5 protein-coding genes and 1 pseudogene are annotated in these 15,230 nt (G+C 67.5%); 2 read left to right on the top strand and 4 right to left on the bottom strand.

Going from position 1 to position 15,230, the window contains the following annotated elements:
- Positions 1-452, bottom strand: a pseudogene (locus AC1DVA_RS21230) (right-handed parallel beta-helix repeat-containing protein); the annotation flags it as partial.
- A 293-nt stretch (positions 453-745) separates the two neighbouring features.
- On the opposite strand from AC1DVA_RS21230, the gene AC1DVA_RS21225 reads away from it, so the two are divergent.
- Both AC1DVA_RS21225 and AC1DVA_RS21220 read left to right on the top strand, forming a co-directional pair.
- Complete coding sequence (locus AC1DVA_RS21225) at positions 746-2,095, top strand: lipopolysaccharide biosynthesis protein (protein ID WP_265051304.1); 1,350 nt, start codon at positions 746-748, stop codon at positions 2,093-2,095.
- Entirely contained in the window at positions 2,092-2,850 is a 759-nt protein-coding gene (locus tag AC1DVA_RS21220; protein WP_476807185.1) for a 4'-phosphopantetheinyl transferase family protein, read from the top strand. Before AC1DVA_RS21225 ends, AC1DVA_RS21220 begins: the two co-directional genes overlap by 4 nt.
- Here AC1DVA_RS21220 and AC1DVA_RS21215 read toward each other — a convergent pair.
- The 3 genes from AC1DVA_RS21215 to AC1DVA_RS21205 are packed head-to-tail and all read right to left on the bottom strand — an operon-like array spanning position 2,819 to position 15,100.
- Positions 2,819-5,074: a condensation domain-containing protein gene (locus tag AC1DVA_RS21215; protein WP_476807184.1), complete on the bottom strand. Its 2,256-nt coding sequence runs from the start codon at positions 5,072-5,074 to the stop codon at positions 2,819-2,821. The two genes, AC1DVA_RS21220 and AC1DVA_RS21215, sit on opposite strands and share 32 nt — an antisense overlap.
- An 8-nt stretch (positions 5,075-5,082) precedes the next feature.
- Positions 5,083-13,074: a hybrid non-ribosomal peptide synthetase/type I polyketide synthase gene (locus AC1DVA_RS21210; RefSeq protein WP_476807183.1), complete on the bottom strand. Its 7,992-nt coding sequence runs from the start codon at positions 13,072-13,074 to the stop codon at positions 5,083-5,085.
- Positions 13,067-15,100, bottom strand: a complete 2,034-nt coding sequence (locus AC1DVA_RS21205) for an amino acid adenylation domain-containing protein (protein ID WP_476807182.1) — start codon at positions 15,098-15,100, stop codon at positions 13,067-13,069. Before AC1DVA_RS21205 ends, AC1DVA_RS21210 begins: the two co-directional genes overlap by 8 nt.
- Positions 15,101-15,230: the final 130 nt, after the last annotated feature.

Here is a 15,230-nt window from a genome sequence, read left to right as displayed (position 1 = left end):
AGATAGGCCACGATGGCGATTGGGATGATGATGCGCGCGTGAATCCTGAAATAGCCGACGATCTGGGCAAGTCTCGCCGGGCGTTCGACCAGCAATGCCGCCACGATGAAGGCAAAGCCGGCATAAAGCGCGACAGCTCCGTCACGCAACGCATCGACCTTGTAGGTGCCGATCCCCTGAAGAGTTCGCAGCAGAACCCAACCCATGAGCAGGGCGGCGCTGATAGCGGGGATTGTGGCGAGAAGCGAGGTTGCGCAGCCGGAAGCCAGGAATGCCAGGATGCCGAGAACAAACAGTATCTCGCCCATGAAGAGCGGCGGCACGCCGAGATAGGCGAAGCTCTTTCCAAAAAGGACATATCCGGCGAAGCCGAGGGCGAGGATCGGGAAATAGCGATCGGTCGCTCGCCGATCGGAAACACCGGCCGCCTGTATTGATGACGCCTCGGCCACGATCCGCTCCCGTCATGCGTCCGCGATCGCGGCCGCCACCAGGCCAGACTAGCGCGCGGGCGATTCGAAGCAGGATGGGCTTTGGGGGTAGCCACACCCTCGGCCTCGGCACCCGTCCACCTTGCGGGTAGTCCCTATGCGCAGCGCAACGGCCGCGGCGGTGACGGTAGACTTCCATCGTCAGGAACGATCGGGTTGCCGCTTGCAACCCGCGGCGGAGGCAAGATGAAACGTGATGAAGGAGCCCGCTCGGCAAGGGACCGGTATCCCTGCCGATGCCGGACAGTATGACGATGGTTCCTGATCTGGAGATGTCCGGCGGGCGGCCCCGAAGCGGTTTCAGGGCGCGCCTGCACCCGGCCATCGGCCCCGCGCTGTCCTTCGGCGACCAGGCGTTTTGCAGCGTCTGCAATTTTCTGACGACCGTCCTGCTGGCACGCGCGCTCGGTCTGGAAGCCTTCGGGCTCTACACGATGGTCTGGCTCGCGCTGTATCTCGCCATGAGCCTGCAACTCGGCCTGATCGTCAGCCCGATGATGAGCATCGGGTCGAAGGAGGATGGGGCGGAAGCGGCAGCCTATTATACCGTGGTCTTCGTCCATCAGGCCGCCTACGTCACCGTGGCGGCGATCGCGATATTCGCCATCCTGAAGTTCGCCACAGTCGCGACATCGCTCGATGGCGTGGCTCTGCCGGGCGCTGCCACCGGTGCTGCCTACCTGACGCAGGATTTTCTGCGCCGCTACCTGTTCGCGCGTCGCCGCCCGACAGCGGTCCTGTTGATCGACATCGTCAATCAGGCGCTCAAGCTCGGCGCGGTCGCCGTTCTCTGGCATATCGGTCTGATCAGCGTCGCCAATGCACTCTGGGCCGTCGCGATGGCGACCGCTGCCTCGGCGGTCTGTGGCCTGTTCCTATCGGGGCCATTTCTCTGGAAGCGAGACATCTTCTCCGACGTCACGCGCCGGCAGTGGCATTCGGCGCGCTGGCTCGTTCTCACCGGCTCCGTGCAATGGGCGCTCGCCTATAGCGGTCTGCTGGTGACCGCAGGCCTCTTCGGCCCCAAGATCCTCGGCGCTTTACGAGCGGCCCAGAGCCTCCTCGCCATCGTAAGTGTCGTGCGCGAAGCGCTTGAGAACGTCGTTCCGCCGCTCGCCGGCGAGGCCTACGCGACGGCGGGATTGCCAGGTCTCCGGCAGACGCTGGGGCGTGCCATCGGATTCGCCTTGCTGATCGGCACCTCGGCGACGCTCGGCCTCATGCTGTTCGGTCCATGGCTGCTCCATCAGCTCTATGGCGGCGAGATCCTCGAATTCGGCTGGGTTATCGCTTGGTATTCGCTCATCTTCCCGATGACGCTGGTGAATGTGGTTCTGGGCTGCGCGTTCCGGGCACTCGAACGTACGCAACCGCTTTTCCTGGCCACCCTCGCGGCAGCCTGCTTCAACTTGCTCGCGGTCTATCCGGCGGCGCTGATCTTCGGCGTGGCGGGGCTGATCACGGTCGGGCTCGTGTCGGAGCTGGTCATCCTGATCGTCCTGTCGATCCTTGTCGCGCGAACGGCTGGCCTCTTCACCAGTCGCCGGCCGCGAGAGCCTGGCCGCGCCGTGGATGGCGAGACGGCAACGGTCCCTTCCCTATGATCCCGCTGTCTCCGTCGCAGGTGCATCTCTGGTGCTGCCGCACCGACCTCGGCGAGATGGAGGCGGCAGAACGGCGCCTGGTCCTGTCCGGCCAGGAGTGCGCCCGCGCCGATCGCTTCCGTGTTGCGGATGCAGGCATCGCCTTTGTTGCCGCGCGAAGCTGGCTTCGACGTGTGCTGGCCGCCTATACGCTTGTCCCGCCATCGTGCCTGCGCTTCGAAGAGACATCGTTCGGCAAGCCGTTTCTCGCCGACGCGGGCAACCGCGCGCCCATCGCGTTCAATCTCAGCCATTCCGGTGAGCTGGCTATCGTCGCGGTGACGGCCGGACCGGCCGTTGGTGTCGATATCGAGCGCATCCGCCCCGTGCCGCCCGACGTCGCCGCGGGATGCCTGACGCCCGGCGAAGCCGCGGCGCTGGCGGCGCTGGCGCCCGAGCTTCGGGAAGAAGCCTTCATTCGTTGCTGGACGCGCAAGGAAGCCTATCTGAAGGCGATCGGCGCGGGGCTGAATACGCCGCCATCGAGCTTCGCGGTGTCACTTGATCCATCCGAGGCAAGGCTTCTGCATGTCGAAGCGGACGCCGGGGAGGCCATGCACTGGCAACTCGCCGACCTGCGGCCGGCGCCGGGCTATTGCGGCGCGTTGGCTGCGCGCCGGCATGGCTGGTCCGCGATCTGGATGGCCCGCCCGGAGCCCGTGCCAGTGGACGGGGGCACCCACGCTATGATGGGACTGGCTGCACTGCATCCATGATGCGTAGCGCCATCGACTGCGAGCCTTCTTCCGAGAAAGCGCCTTCGTGGCCCTCCCCGCGAATGGCGAAGCAGGGGCTGTTGGCCGCGATATGGCTCGCCCAGCCGAGCGTGGGATCGGGCGGCCAGCCTTCCGGGATCGCCTCGCTGCGGAAGAGCAGAACGCGGCCCCGATAATCCGGCAGGACATAGTGCTGGACCAATGTCTCCAGCTCGTCGGTCGTCCGCCAGAAGTCGGCCTCATCGGCCACTTCCTCGGCCGCCCTCCAGAAGAACAGGCGTTTTGCCTGCCGGACGGCGGCGGTCGATTGCAGCCAGAACGACATGCGCGTCGCGAAGTTGCGCGGACCGCCACGCCAGAGCCGACGGGCGAAGCGGCCGGCGCGCCTCAGCCTGAAGCGCGCACGCGCGATATAGGGTTGGCGCAGGAAGTAGCCCGGCGCCCAGCAGTCGATCAGCACGAGCAGATCGACTTCGTGCCCCGCGGCCACGAGCTGCCTCGCCACCTCGAATGCGATCACGCCCGACCGGCAGAAGCCGGCAAGCCGGTATCGGCCGTCGGCCTTGGTCGCGATGATCGCGTTGCAATAGGCGGCTGCCAGCTGCTCGATCGAGGCCGGCGCGGCTCCGTCGAGGGTCGGCTCCGTGAGCTGCAAGGCGACGAAGGGCTGATCGGCCCCCAGTTCGCGCGAAAGCGGGCGGTAGAGGCGCAGATTGTGGGCGGTATGGTTCAGCGCGAACAATGTCGGCTGCGTGCCGGCTTTCTGCAGCCATGTCCGGCGCAGCGCCGAAATGTCGATGGCTGGTGTTGGGAGCGGAACTGCTGCCACGGGCGCCGGCGACGACGCCAGCCGTGCAGCTGGCAACGCAGATGACAAGGGCGCGGCGGGGTCGGCAAGCGCCGCCTCGGCAATGCTCTCGTACTGGGCCACGAGCGCCTTCGCCGTCGCTTCGTCATAGAGGTCGCGGTGATATTCGCAGGTCAGGCGCCAACCCTCCTCCCGCTTCACCAGGATGAAATTGAGATCGTAGAGCGCGCCCGGCAGGGGGGAGGGAATCCCGGACACCTGAAAGCTGTCATTGGCGAGCTCGCCGATGAAGGCGCGCTGGACGATGAAGTTGATCGAAACCGGCGGCCTGCTGGCATCCCCGCTGCCCGGCAGCAAGGGGACGACCTTGTCGAACGGCCATTCGTGGTGATCGACCGCATCCTCGAAGGTGTCGCGCGCCGCCCGGCAGAGGTCGATGAAGGATAGACCGTCCGTGACCTGTGTTCGCAACACCAGCGTGTTGACGAAGGGCCCGACGATCGATTCCAGTTCGACATCGTCGCGAGCCGCCATCTGCGTGCCAAGCCCGATGTCGGAGCTGCCCGTGCGCTCATGCAATAGCGCCAGGAGCACGGCATAGGCGGCCGAGAAGAAAGTGGTGCCTTCGCTGCGCGCCAGCTCGGTGAGCTTCGTCGTCAACGGGCGCGGTAGCAGCCGCGAGAGCGAGGCGCCATTCGCGCTGCGAACGGCGGAGCGTGGACGATCCGGCGGCACCACGACGTCGGGCAGGTCGGCGAGCTGCTTTCGCCAATAGGCTTCCTCCCGTGCGAATTCGCCGCCGGCGAGGCCCTCCCGGCTTGCTTCGGCGAAGTCGGAATACTGTAGCGCGAGATCGCGGAGGGCTGGTTTGCGTCCCCGGCCAAGCGCCTGGTATGCGGCCACGAAGTCCTTGGCGATGATGCCCATCGACCAGCCGTCGCTGACGATATGGTGTGCGACGACGAGGATCACGGCCTCAGCCCGGCTCTGCCGCAACAGTGTCGCCCGCAACAGGGGGGCCTCGTCCAGGGTGAAGCTGGTTCGTGCCTCGATCTGTGCGATGCGGTCGGTCTCCCTGGCCCGGTCAGTCTCCGTCAGCCCTGAAAGGTCGATCTCTGGCAGCTTGAACGGGACATGCTCCGCAATGGCCTGAACAGGGCGGCCATCCTCCACCCTTATCGAGGTTCGAAGACTCTCGTGCCTGTCCAGGATGGCCTGAAACGCGTCCTGCGCGAGGGCTGCCTCCAGATGTCCGCGGATACGCCATTTGACGACGATGTTGAGCGCCGGCGTGCCCGGATCGAGCCGGTCCAGCCGCCAGTATCTCTCCTGCGCCGAAGAACATCTGGCCGTCATCACGATGCGGTCGGGAATGTGAATCTGGACTTCTGGCTCGCGGGTGAAATGGTTTGGCATGGACTCGCTCACCCCTGCTCACGCTGCGATACGGGATTTGGCACATCCGCCTGCGCCGTCTCCCGGGGGCGGCGCCAGGCCCGCTTCCAGAGTGTTGGAGTGGGAGCTACCGGCTCGCTGACGTCACCGACGGGCAGCGCGGCAGCGACGCCGGCAATCGTGCGGTTGCGGAAGAAATCGCGGGCGGAAACCTTCAGCCCTTCGCGGCGTGCGCGCCCCGTGATCTGGAAGATGCTGAGGGAGTCGGCCCCCAGATCGAAGAGATCGTCATCCACGCCGATATCGTCGCGCCGCAGCACTTCGCTCCAGATGCGGATCAGCGTTTCCTCGACGGAGGTGCGCGGTGCGGCCCTGTCCGCCCTCGGCACTACGATCCCTGCGTCGGGAGCCGGCAGCGCCGCACGATCGAGCTTTCCGCTCGGGGTCAGCGGCAGCGCCGGCAGGCCGACCCAGGCCGTCGGCACCATATAGTCCGGCAATTCCTGCGCCATGATGGTTCGCAGCTCGGCCGGGGCCCGTTTTTCGGCGGTGGTGATGTAATAGCAGACCAGCCGTGGCTCGTTCGGAACGTCCTCGCGGAGGATCACGGCCGAGACGATGCCGGTCTTGCGAGCGAGGACCGCCTCGATCTCGCCGGGCTCGATGCGGAAACCGCGTAGCTTCACCTGATGATCCAGGCGCCCGAGATGCTGGATGCGGCCGTCGGGAAGATATTTGGCGCGGTCGCCGGTGCGATAGGCCCGCGCGCTTGTAGCGGGATCGATGGGGTTGGGGATGAAGCTCCTGGCCGTGAGCTTCGGATTGCCGGCATAGCCGCGCGCGAGCCCGGCGCCCCCGATCAGCAGCTCACCGGGGATGCCGACGCCGACCGGTTCGTCATTCGCGTCGACGATATAGAACTGCGTGTTGGCGATCGGCAGGCCGATCGTGACGACTTCGTCCGCCGGCACGATGCGGACGACCGAGGACCAGATCGTCGTTTCGGTCGGTCCATACATGTTCCAGAGTTCGCCGCCGCCTTCGAGCAGCTTGCGGGCGAGGTCGAGCGGCAGGGCCTCACCGCCGCACAGCATGCGCAAGCCCGGCCACGAGCGGAAACCGGCTTCCAGCAACAGCCGCCATGTCATCGGCGTCGCCTGCAGCACTGTTGCCTGGCTCTGTTCCAACCGTGCCAGCAACTCCGTCCCGTCCCGCGCCTCGTCGGCAGTGGCGATGGCGACGCGACCGCCACGGATCAGCGGCAGCAGCAGTTCCAGCGCCGCGATGTCGAAGGTGACGGTGGTGACGGCAAGGATGGTGTCGCCTTCGCCGAAGCCCGGTTCCCGTGCCATCGCGAAAAGCAGGTTCGACAGCGCGCCATGCGTGATCTCGACGCCTTTCGGTGCACCGGTCGAGCCGGAGGTATAGATCACGTAGGCGAGGTGGTCGGAGGCGATCGGCGCCGTCCGGATGCCCATGAGCTTGGGATCGGTCTGGTGAACGTCGATGATCGCGACGCCTTCGTCAGGCTCGACGACGGCAGATTCCCCCGGGTTTGCCGTCAGGAGAGCCACGGCCTCCGAGTCCCGCAGGATCCTCTGGATCCGGGCTTTCGGCATGCCCGGATCGAGCGGCACATAGGGGAAGCCGGCCTTCAGCGCGCCGAGCATCGCGGCGACGAGCGCGGGCGAGCGTTCGATCAGCAAACCGACGCGGCTTTCGGGCGTGTCGATCCGGGCCGTAAGCTCGGCGGCGATGCGGTCGGACCAGGCATTGAGCGCGGCATAGGACAGCTGCTCGTCGCCGCACGACACCGCAATCGCATCGGGACGCTGCCGGGCCTGCAGCTCGAAGGCTCCGATCGTGCCCTCTTCGATCTTGAAGGCGATCTGCGTGTCGTTGAGTTCGGAGACCAGGCGCTGGCGCTCGCCGCCCTCGATCAGAGGCATCGCCGCGATAGCCATGTCGGGATTGGCGACGAAGGCGGCGAGCAATGTGCGGTAGTGCCCGAGCCAGCGATCGATCGTCGCCGCATCGAAGAGATCGGCGCCGTAGCAGCAGTCGATCCGCAGGCCGTCATTGGACTCGACGACGTTGAAATAGACATCGAAGGTCGAGAAGGATTTCGGGTTCGGCTGCGCACTGGTTCGCACGCCGGGTCCGAAGTCGAGACTATCGGCCAGGCGCTCGAGATTGAACTGGACCTCGACGAGCGGCAAGCGGCCGTGAACGGGCGGGACGCGAAGCCGCTTGAGCAGGGCACCCAGCGTGCAGCTCTGATGGTCGTAGGCGTCCAGAATGACGCGGCCGACCTTGTCGAGATGGGCGGAGAAGGGCTCCGCCGGGTCGATCCCGCTTCGGATCGGCAGGAAGTTGACGCAGTGCCCGACCGGAGCGGCGCCCTCCAGTAGCGACTGTCCTGCGGCGGGGACGCCGACGACGAGGTCGCGCTGGTCGGAGAGCCTCAGCATCAGAACCTGGAAGGCGGCAAGGAGCGTGGCGAAGAGGGTCCTGCGACGCTGGGCGCCCGCCGCCTTCACATTGCGGTAGAGCTCGGCGTCGATGAAGGCCGTGCGCGTGCCGCCACTGAAGCTGCGCATCGCCTGCCGGGGATGGTCGGTCGGCAGTTCGAGCGGGGCCGGGATGTTCTCGAACACCTTGGCCCAGTAAACTGCGGATTCCTCCGCGCGCGCATCCTTCCGGACCAATTTCGCATAGTCTGCGAAGGGCATGGCGGGCTGCAGCGCGGCGAAATCCGAGCGATAGACCGCAGCGATCTCGTCCAGCAAGATGTTGGTCGACCAGCCATCGCAGACGATGTGATGCGCCGACAGGACCAGGACGTGCTTCCGCTCGCCCACCCTGAAGATCTCGGCTTCCGCCGCGGGGCCTTCCACGAGATCGTAGGGCCGGGCCGCCCGTGCCTCGATCCGGGCGCGCAGGGCGCTCTCGGGGTCGCTTTCGTTGGCGAGATCGACGATCGCGACGGGCAGCGCATCCGAGGGTGCGATCCGCATCGTCTCGCCATCGGCGGAGAAGCGCGCATGAAGGATCGCATGCCGTGCTGCGACCTGCCTTACGGAAAGGGCGAGGCTGTCCACGTCGATATCGCCCTCGAGCGTCAGACTGACGGATTCGTTGAAGGCGGCGCTGGCCTCCGGCCCCGTCTGGTCCGACAGCCAGATTTCCGCCTGAGCCTCGGTCAGAGGAAGCTCGACTGCGATCGGGATACGCGCGATCTCCGCAGGCAGGCTTGCTTTCGGCAGGTGCATTTCGGCCCCGCCGCCGGGCAGCATCCCGTCCTGCCGCATCAGCCGGAGGCTGTCGCGGAACGCCTGGACGATCGCGGCGACCTCGGCATCCCCGTGCTGCGTGGTCAGGAAGCAGGGATAATGCTCCTGGATGAAGATGCCGCGCGCCCGCAGATGGTAGTGCAGTAGGCTGCCGAGCCGATGGTCGCGGCCCGGCTCGAAATACATCACGCTGCCATAGCTTTCGATCGGCACATCCCAGCCCGCCTCGGCGAAGGCGCGCTTCAGCTCCTCGACAAGGTGCTGCATGCGGCTCGTCAGCCCCTCGGCCAGCGCCGCGCCCTGTTCCTTGACGTGCCTCAGCACCGCGACCGTCGCCGCCAGCACGAGCGGATGCCTGACGAAGGTTCCCGCGAAGAAGGTGACGCCGACTTCCGGCACGCTGTCGTCGCCGAAGCGCCAGGCTCCGCCGTCGAGCGCATCCATGAAGCGGGGCGTGCCGGCCAGCAGGCCGACAGGCAGGCCGCCGCCTACGACCTTGCCGTAAGTGGCGAGATCTGGCCGGATGCCGAGCAGCGCCTGGACGCCGGCCGGATGCACGCGGAAGCCGGTCACCACCTCGTCGAAGACCAAAGCCGTTCCCGACTGTTCGGTGATCGCGCGCAGTTCCTTGAGGAAGGCGGCCGGGAGGTATCCGGGCTTGCGGCTCTGGACGGGCTCGACCAGGACGGCAGCCAGCTCATGCGCGTGCTCGCGCAGCCAGGCCAGGCTCTCATCCGTGCCGTAATCCAGCACGGTCATGCGGCCAACGGCTTCCGCCGGGATGCCAGGCGCGGCCGGCAGGGAGCGGCGCTGCTCGCCGGCACCGACGCCCCGCACCAGCACCTCGTCGAACTGGCCGTGATAGGCGCCGGAGAAGGCGACGACGCGGTCGCGGCCGGTGACCGTGCGGGCGACGCGCATCGCCGCCATCACGGCTTCCGAGCCGGTATTGCAGAATGCGACGCGCGCGTGGTTGGTCAGCTCGCAGAAGAGCCGGGCGGCCTCATGCGCCAGTGGCGATTGCGGGCCGATGGCGAAGCCTTCTGCGAGCTGTGCCTGGACGGCCTCTACGACGAAATCGGGTGCGTGCCCGAAAGCCGTCTGGCCGTAACCGTTGACGAGGTCGATGTAACTGTTGCCGTCGATATCCCAGATATGGGCGCCCTTCGCACGCGCCGAGACGATCGGATAGACCATCTCCTTCCAGTCCGCAGCGAAGCCGGAGACCGTGCGTGGATCGGCCAGGACCGGGCGGTGCTCGTCCGCGAGCCGCTTCGAGCCCGCCGTCCTGCCGACATAGAGCGCGGTCAGTCGGTCGATATGGGCGCGCTGCCCTTCGCTGAGCGTCTCTCCGCCGGCGCGGATCAGCGCCTTGAATCGCGAGGGGGATGCAGCAGCGGGCGCTTCCCTGGCAGCGGCGGGAGGAGCAGCCTGCGGTGGCTGGGCCTGTGGGGCTGGCTGTGCCGGCTGGCTCGCCGGGGCCGATGTCTCGATGGCGGGCGCTGTGGGCTGGCCGGTCATGGCCTGCAACTGGCGCTCCATCAGGCGCGACATCGTATCGAGCTGCTCGCGCATGAGCGCGTCGAGCCCCGCGCCGCTCGGCCGTTCCGCAGCGATGGCGGGGGTGAGTGGGGCAGCGGCGGGTTGCGCTGCGGTCGGCACAGCCGCCACCTGGACCGCAGGCGCGGGCACGACCGGAGCAGGCTTCGCGACCTCCGGGCGGATTTCCGCGATATGGCGCGTCACGTCGTCGACGCTCGGCAGATCGTCGAGAAGCTGCCGGAAACGGATCTGCACGCCGAACGTCGTCTGCAGGCTCTGGGCGGCCTGGGTCAGCAACAGAGAATCGAAGCCGAGTTCGAGGAAGCTCGCGCCGGTCTCCTCCGCACCGAAGGCACGTCCCGACAGGTTCTCGAAGACCGCGGCGACCCGGGTGCCGAGTTCCGAGCGGCCCAGGGGAATGTCGGCATCGGCTTGGCGGTACATGGCCGGATCCTGATCGGGTTGGCTTGAGAGCGGGATTGAAACAGCGGCGGCCGGCAGCGCGGCCGGCACAACCGAAGCGTCTCCTGTCGAGGCAGCCGGGGGCTCGACCCAATGCCGGCTGCGCTCGAAGGGATAGGTCGGCAGGGAAACCCGCCTTCGGCCGCCCTCGGTGTGATAGGCGGTCCAATCCGGCGCGGCGCCGACACTCCAGAGGCGCCCGACGGCTGCCGCCAGCATCTCCTCGGCATCGCCCTGCGGCGACGGCAGGCAGGACACGGCGATACGTCCGGCACCGGCTCCTTGCAGTGCGAACGTCGACAGCGCGGATCCGGGGCCGACCTCGAGCATCGTGGGCGACAGGTTGCGCACCAGCGTGGCAATGCCGTCGGCGAAGCGCACGGGCTCGCGGGCATGCCTCGCCCAGTAGATCGGGTCGGTCGCCTGCTCCGCGGTGACCCAATCGCCGGTGACGCCGGAGACATAGGGCAATTCGGGCGGGTTGAGGCGGATCGCCGCGACTGCCTCGGTGAAAGGTTCGATCAGCGGGTCGAGCATGCCGGAGTGGAAGGCGTGCGACGTCTGCAGTCGGCGATGCGTCACGTCACGCTGCGAGAACTCCGCTTCCAGCGCCTCAATCGCCTCGAAGGGGCCGGCGAGCACAGCCATGCCCGGCGCATTGACGGCGGCGACCGAGACGCCCTCCCGCGCCAGCGCCGCGACCTCGGCATCCGGCAGGCGCACGGCCAGCATCGCACCGCCGGGCAGGTCCTGCATCATGCGCCCACGCGTGGCGACGAGCGACAGTGCATCCTCAAGCGAGAAGACGCCTGCGATGCAGGCGGCCGCGAACTCGCCGACGCTGTGGCCGATCATGGCGGCGGGACGCAGGCCCCAGCTCATCAGCAGCTGGGACAAGGCATACTCAACCGTGAAGATCGCGGGCTGAGCCATCACGGTCGCCGCGAGGCGCTCCGAATGGGCGCCGCCATTGCTGGGATAGAGCAGGCTGCGCAGATCGAGATCGAGCCGGGGCTTCAGGATCTCGCAGCAGAGATCGACCGTTTGCCGGAAGATCGGCTCGCCCGCATAGAGCTCCCGCCCCATCTGCGGATACTGCGCGCCCTGTCCCGGGAACATGAAGACCAGATCGCCCGTGCCGGACACCGCGGCGGCTCGCGCCGTATTCTGCTTGCGCAGCGCTTCCGCGGCCCCGCCATGGCTGCTTGCCGCCACCGCGATGCGATGGGCGAAGTGCCGCCGCCCGCTCTGCAAGGTGAAGGCGATGTCGGCGAGGTTCTGCTCGGGATGCGCCTCGATATGATCAGCCAGCCGATCCCGCGCCGCTGCGAGCGCAGCCGTGCTCCGGGCCGAGACGGCCAGGATCTGGTTGCGGCGGGCGGAAGCACGCTCCCCGGTCTCCGGGGCTTGCTCCAGCACGAGATGGACATTGGTGCCGCCGAAACCGAAGGCGCTGACGCCGGCGCGCCGTGTTCCTTCACTGACAGGCCATTCCTGCCGGCGGTCGGCGATGAAGAAGGGGCTGTTCGGCAGATCGAGCGCGGGATTGGGCTCGCTGACATGGAGACTTGCCGGCACCGTTCCGGAGGAGATCGAGAGTGCCGCCTTGATCAGCCCGGTCACGCCAGCAGCCGCGTCGAGATGGCCGACATTGGATTTGACGGAGCCGAGCGCGCAGAAGCCGCGATCCTCGGTCGTCAGGCGGAAGGCGGCGGTGAGCCCGGCGACCTCGATGGGATCGCCCATCGGCGTGCCGGTTCCGTGGCATTCGACATAGCCGATGGAGCGCGCGTCGATATCGGCCGACGCATGGGCCATGGCGATCGCCGCCGCCTGGCCGTCGACGCTCGGCGCCGTGAAGCCGACCTTGGCCGAGCCGTCATTGTTGACGCCGACGCCGCGGATGACGGCGTAGATGTGGTCGGCGTCGCCTACCGCATCCTCCAGCCGCTTCAGCAGCACCATGCCGGCGCCGCTGCCGAAGACGGTGCCGTTGGCGCCGCTGTCGAAGGCACGGCAATGGCCGTCCGTCGACATGATGCCGCCATCCTGGGCGAGGTAGCCGCGCCGCTGCGGGAAGGTGATCGAGGCGCCGCCGGCCAGCGCCATGTCGCAGCCATGGCTCAGGAGATTCTGCACCGCCTGCGCGACCGCTAGCAGCGAGGTGGAGCAGGCGGATTGCACGGCGACGCAGGGGCCGGTGAGGCCGAGCTTGTAGCCGATGCGGGTCGCCGTGAAATCGGAGGCCGAGCCGACCAGCATCGGCAGATTGCCGACCTGGAAGCCGGAGGTGTACTCGGCAATGGCCGTGCGGTCCTGAAACAGGTTGTGCAGCAGATAGGTGCTGGAGGTCGCCCCGGCGAAGACGCCGATGCACTGGCCCGGAGATGCGGGATCGTGGCCGGCGTCTTCCAACGCCTCCCAGGCGCATTCCAGGAGCAGGCGCTGCTGCGGATCGGTGACGGCCGCCTCGCGCGGCAGCATGCCGAAGAAGGGAGCGTCGAACAGTTCGGGGCCTTCGAGAACGGATCGGACCGGGACATAGTTCGGCAGCGCCCGTGTCGCGGCATCGAAGCTGTCTTCCAGCTCCGCCGGGTCGAAGCGGGTGATGGATTCGACGCCATCCAGCAGGTTCTGCCAGAAGGCCGGAACATCCGCCGCTCCGGGGAAGCGTCCGGCCATGCCGATGATCGCGACGGCGTTGCTGGGAAGGCGGTCACTCATCGCGGCTACCTACGGGTGTGGCGACTTGCGAAGAGGGGGGCAGTCCCCGTGAGCGCATCCCGCGCTCGCGGGCTGCGGCGAGACTTCCGAGCACGCCGGAGGCCGCGGGCGTCAGATGCCCGGACAGCGCGCGCAGATTGGGCCGGCGATAGAGATCGATCAGCCCGAGCCCCGCCAGATCGCGAACCAGGCGGCGATGAATCTCGACCAGCAGCAGCGAGTTGCCGCCGAGGTCGAAGAAATTGTCGTCGATGCCGAGATGATCGATCTGGAGGACGTCCGCGACGACCTCGGCAAGCCGGCGTTCGAGCGCGTTGCGTGGCGCGCAGTAGGGGGCGACGCTGTCGGGCCGTGACCGGTTGGGCGGCGGCAATGCCGCGCGGTCGAGCTTGCCGTTCACCGTCAGCGGCAGATGCGGCACGAAGACGAAGGTCCCCGGCACCATGTGATCCGGCAAGGCCTGGGCGAGATGAGTTTTCAGGGCGGATGGCGAAGGGCGTTCGCCGCCATTCGCGACGAGGTAGCCGACGAGGCGATCATGCCCGTCATCGGAACGGAGCAGGACGGCAGCCTGCCCGATCGCAGGATGCGACAGCAGAGCGGCCTCGATCTCGCCGAGTTCGACACGGAAGCCCCTGATCTTGACCTGCTGGTCGGCCCGGCCGAGATGCTCGTACTCGCTGTCCTCGTTCAGCCGGGCGAGATCGCCGGATCGGTACAGCCGTTCGCGTGGCTTGTGCGGATGCGGCACGAAGCGGCTGGCGGTCAGGTCGGGCCGGTTGAGATAGCCGCGGGCCAGTCCCGCTCCCGCAACGAAGATCTCGCCGACCTCGCCGGCTGGAACCGGCTGCATCGTCTCGCCGTCGAGCAGCAGGATGTCGAGATCGGGAAGCGGGTGGCCGATCGGGCTCGCGCGCAGTGCGGTATCCGCGGGCGACATCGGGCGATAGGTGACGTGAACGGTGGTCTCGGTGATCCCGTACATGTTGACGAGATGCGCATGCTCGCCCCGGCGCCTGTACCAGCCGGCCAGCCGCCGCGGATCAAGCGCCTCGCCGCCGAAAATGACGAGCCGCAGCGCCAGCCGGTCCCGACCCGAAAGGTCGTGGTCGGCACGATCGAGCGCGGCGAAGGCCGACGGCGTCTGGTTGAGGACCGTGACTCCGTCATCGGCCAGCAGGCGCAGGAAGGCGACGGGATCGCGTGCCGTAGCCTCCGGCACGATCACCAGCCGTCCGCCATGGAGCAAAGCCCCCCAGATCTCCCAGACCGAGAAATCGAAGGACACCGAATGGAACAGCGTCCAGACATCGGTCGGCCGGAAACCGAACCAGTGCTGCGTCGCGCTGAAGAGCCGCGTGACGGCGCCGTGTTCGATGGCAACCCCCTTGGGGCGCCCGGTCGAGCCGGAGGTGTAAATCACATAGGCGAGGTCGCGGGCCTCAGCCTTGCGCGCGGGCAGTGCCCGATCCGTCGCCTCGGCATCGCCCTGATCGTGCGGATCGAGCCGCCGCCGGCCCGATGGCAGCCAATCGGCGCAATTCGATGCCGCAACGACGAGCATCGCGTTCGCATCCTCGACCATGAAGGCCAGGCGCTCGCCAGGGTAGGCCGGATCGAGCGGCAGATAGGCGGCGCCGCTCTTGAGGATGGCGRGCATCGCGACGATCAGATCGAGCGAGCGGGGCAGGCAGAGGCCCACGATCGCGCCCGGCCCCGCCCCCATGGCGGTCAGTCGATGGGCGAGCCGATCGGCGCGGCTGTCGAGCTCGGCATAGGTCAGGCTGGTCGACCCGAGGGACAGAGCGACATGACGCGGCTGTGCGGCGACCCTCGCGGCGAACAGGGTGACGAGGGTTGCGTCCCCGAGAGGGCTTGTGACGCCGGCGCTGCTGTCGGGCGATGGCGAGTCCTGTGGGGCGACAGGCCGGCTCGCCGTATCGTTGCGCTCGGCTCCGACGGGCGTTGGCAGGCCGCCACGTCCAGAGGGGCGGCGGGAGGATTTCCTGACGAACATCTTGCTCATGCAGGAAGGCTATGCGTACAGCCCGCGCGACAAAATGGGAGCAGGTGGAGTAACGCCATCTCCCCAAGGATACGGGGCCCAGGCGCGAACGGTTAGCGCGCGACACCCGTAGAATCGGCAGGAATTCCGC

The organism is Allobosea sp. P4_C6 (assembly GCF_056402015.1).
The sequence above is the reverse complement of the archived record's forward strand: the minus strand, read 5'-3'. Positions and strand labels throughout refer to the sequence as shown.

Coding starts and splice junctions, on each gene's coding strand:
- AC1DVA_RS21215 (WP_476807184.1), bottom strand. CDS start 5,074: ATGCCAAACCATTTCACCCGCGAGCCAGAAGTCCAGATTCACATTCCC.
- AC1DVA_RS21225 (WP_265051304.1), top strand. CDS start 746: ATGGTTCCTGATCTGGAGATGTCCGGCGGGCGGCCCCGAAGCGGTTTC.
- AC1DVA_RS21220 (WP_476807185.1), top strand. CDS start 2,092: ATGATCCCGCTGTCTCCGTCGCAGGTGCATCTCTGGTGCTGCCGCACC.
- AC1DVA_RS21210 (WP_476807183.1), bottom strand. CDS start 13,074: ATGAGTGACCGCCTTCCCAGCAACGCCGTCGCGATCATCGGCATGGCC.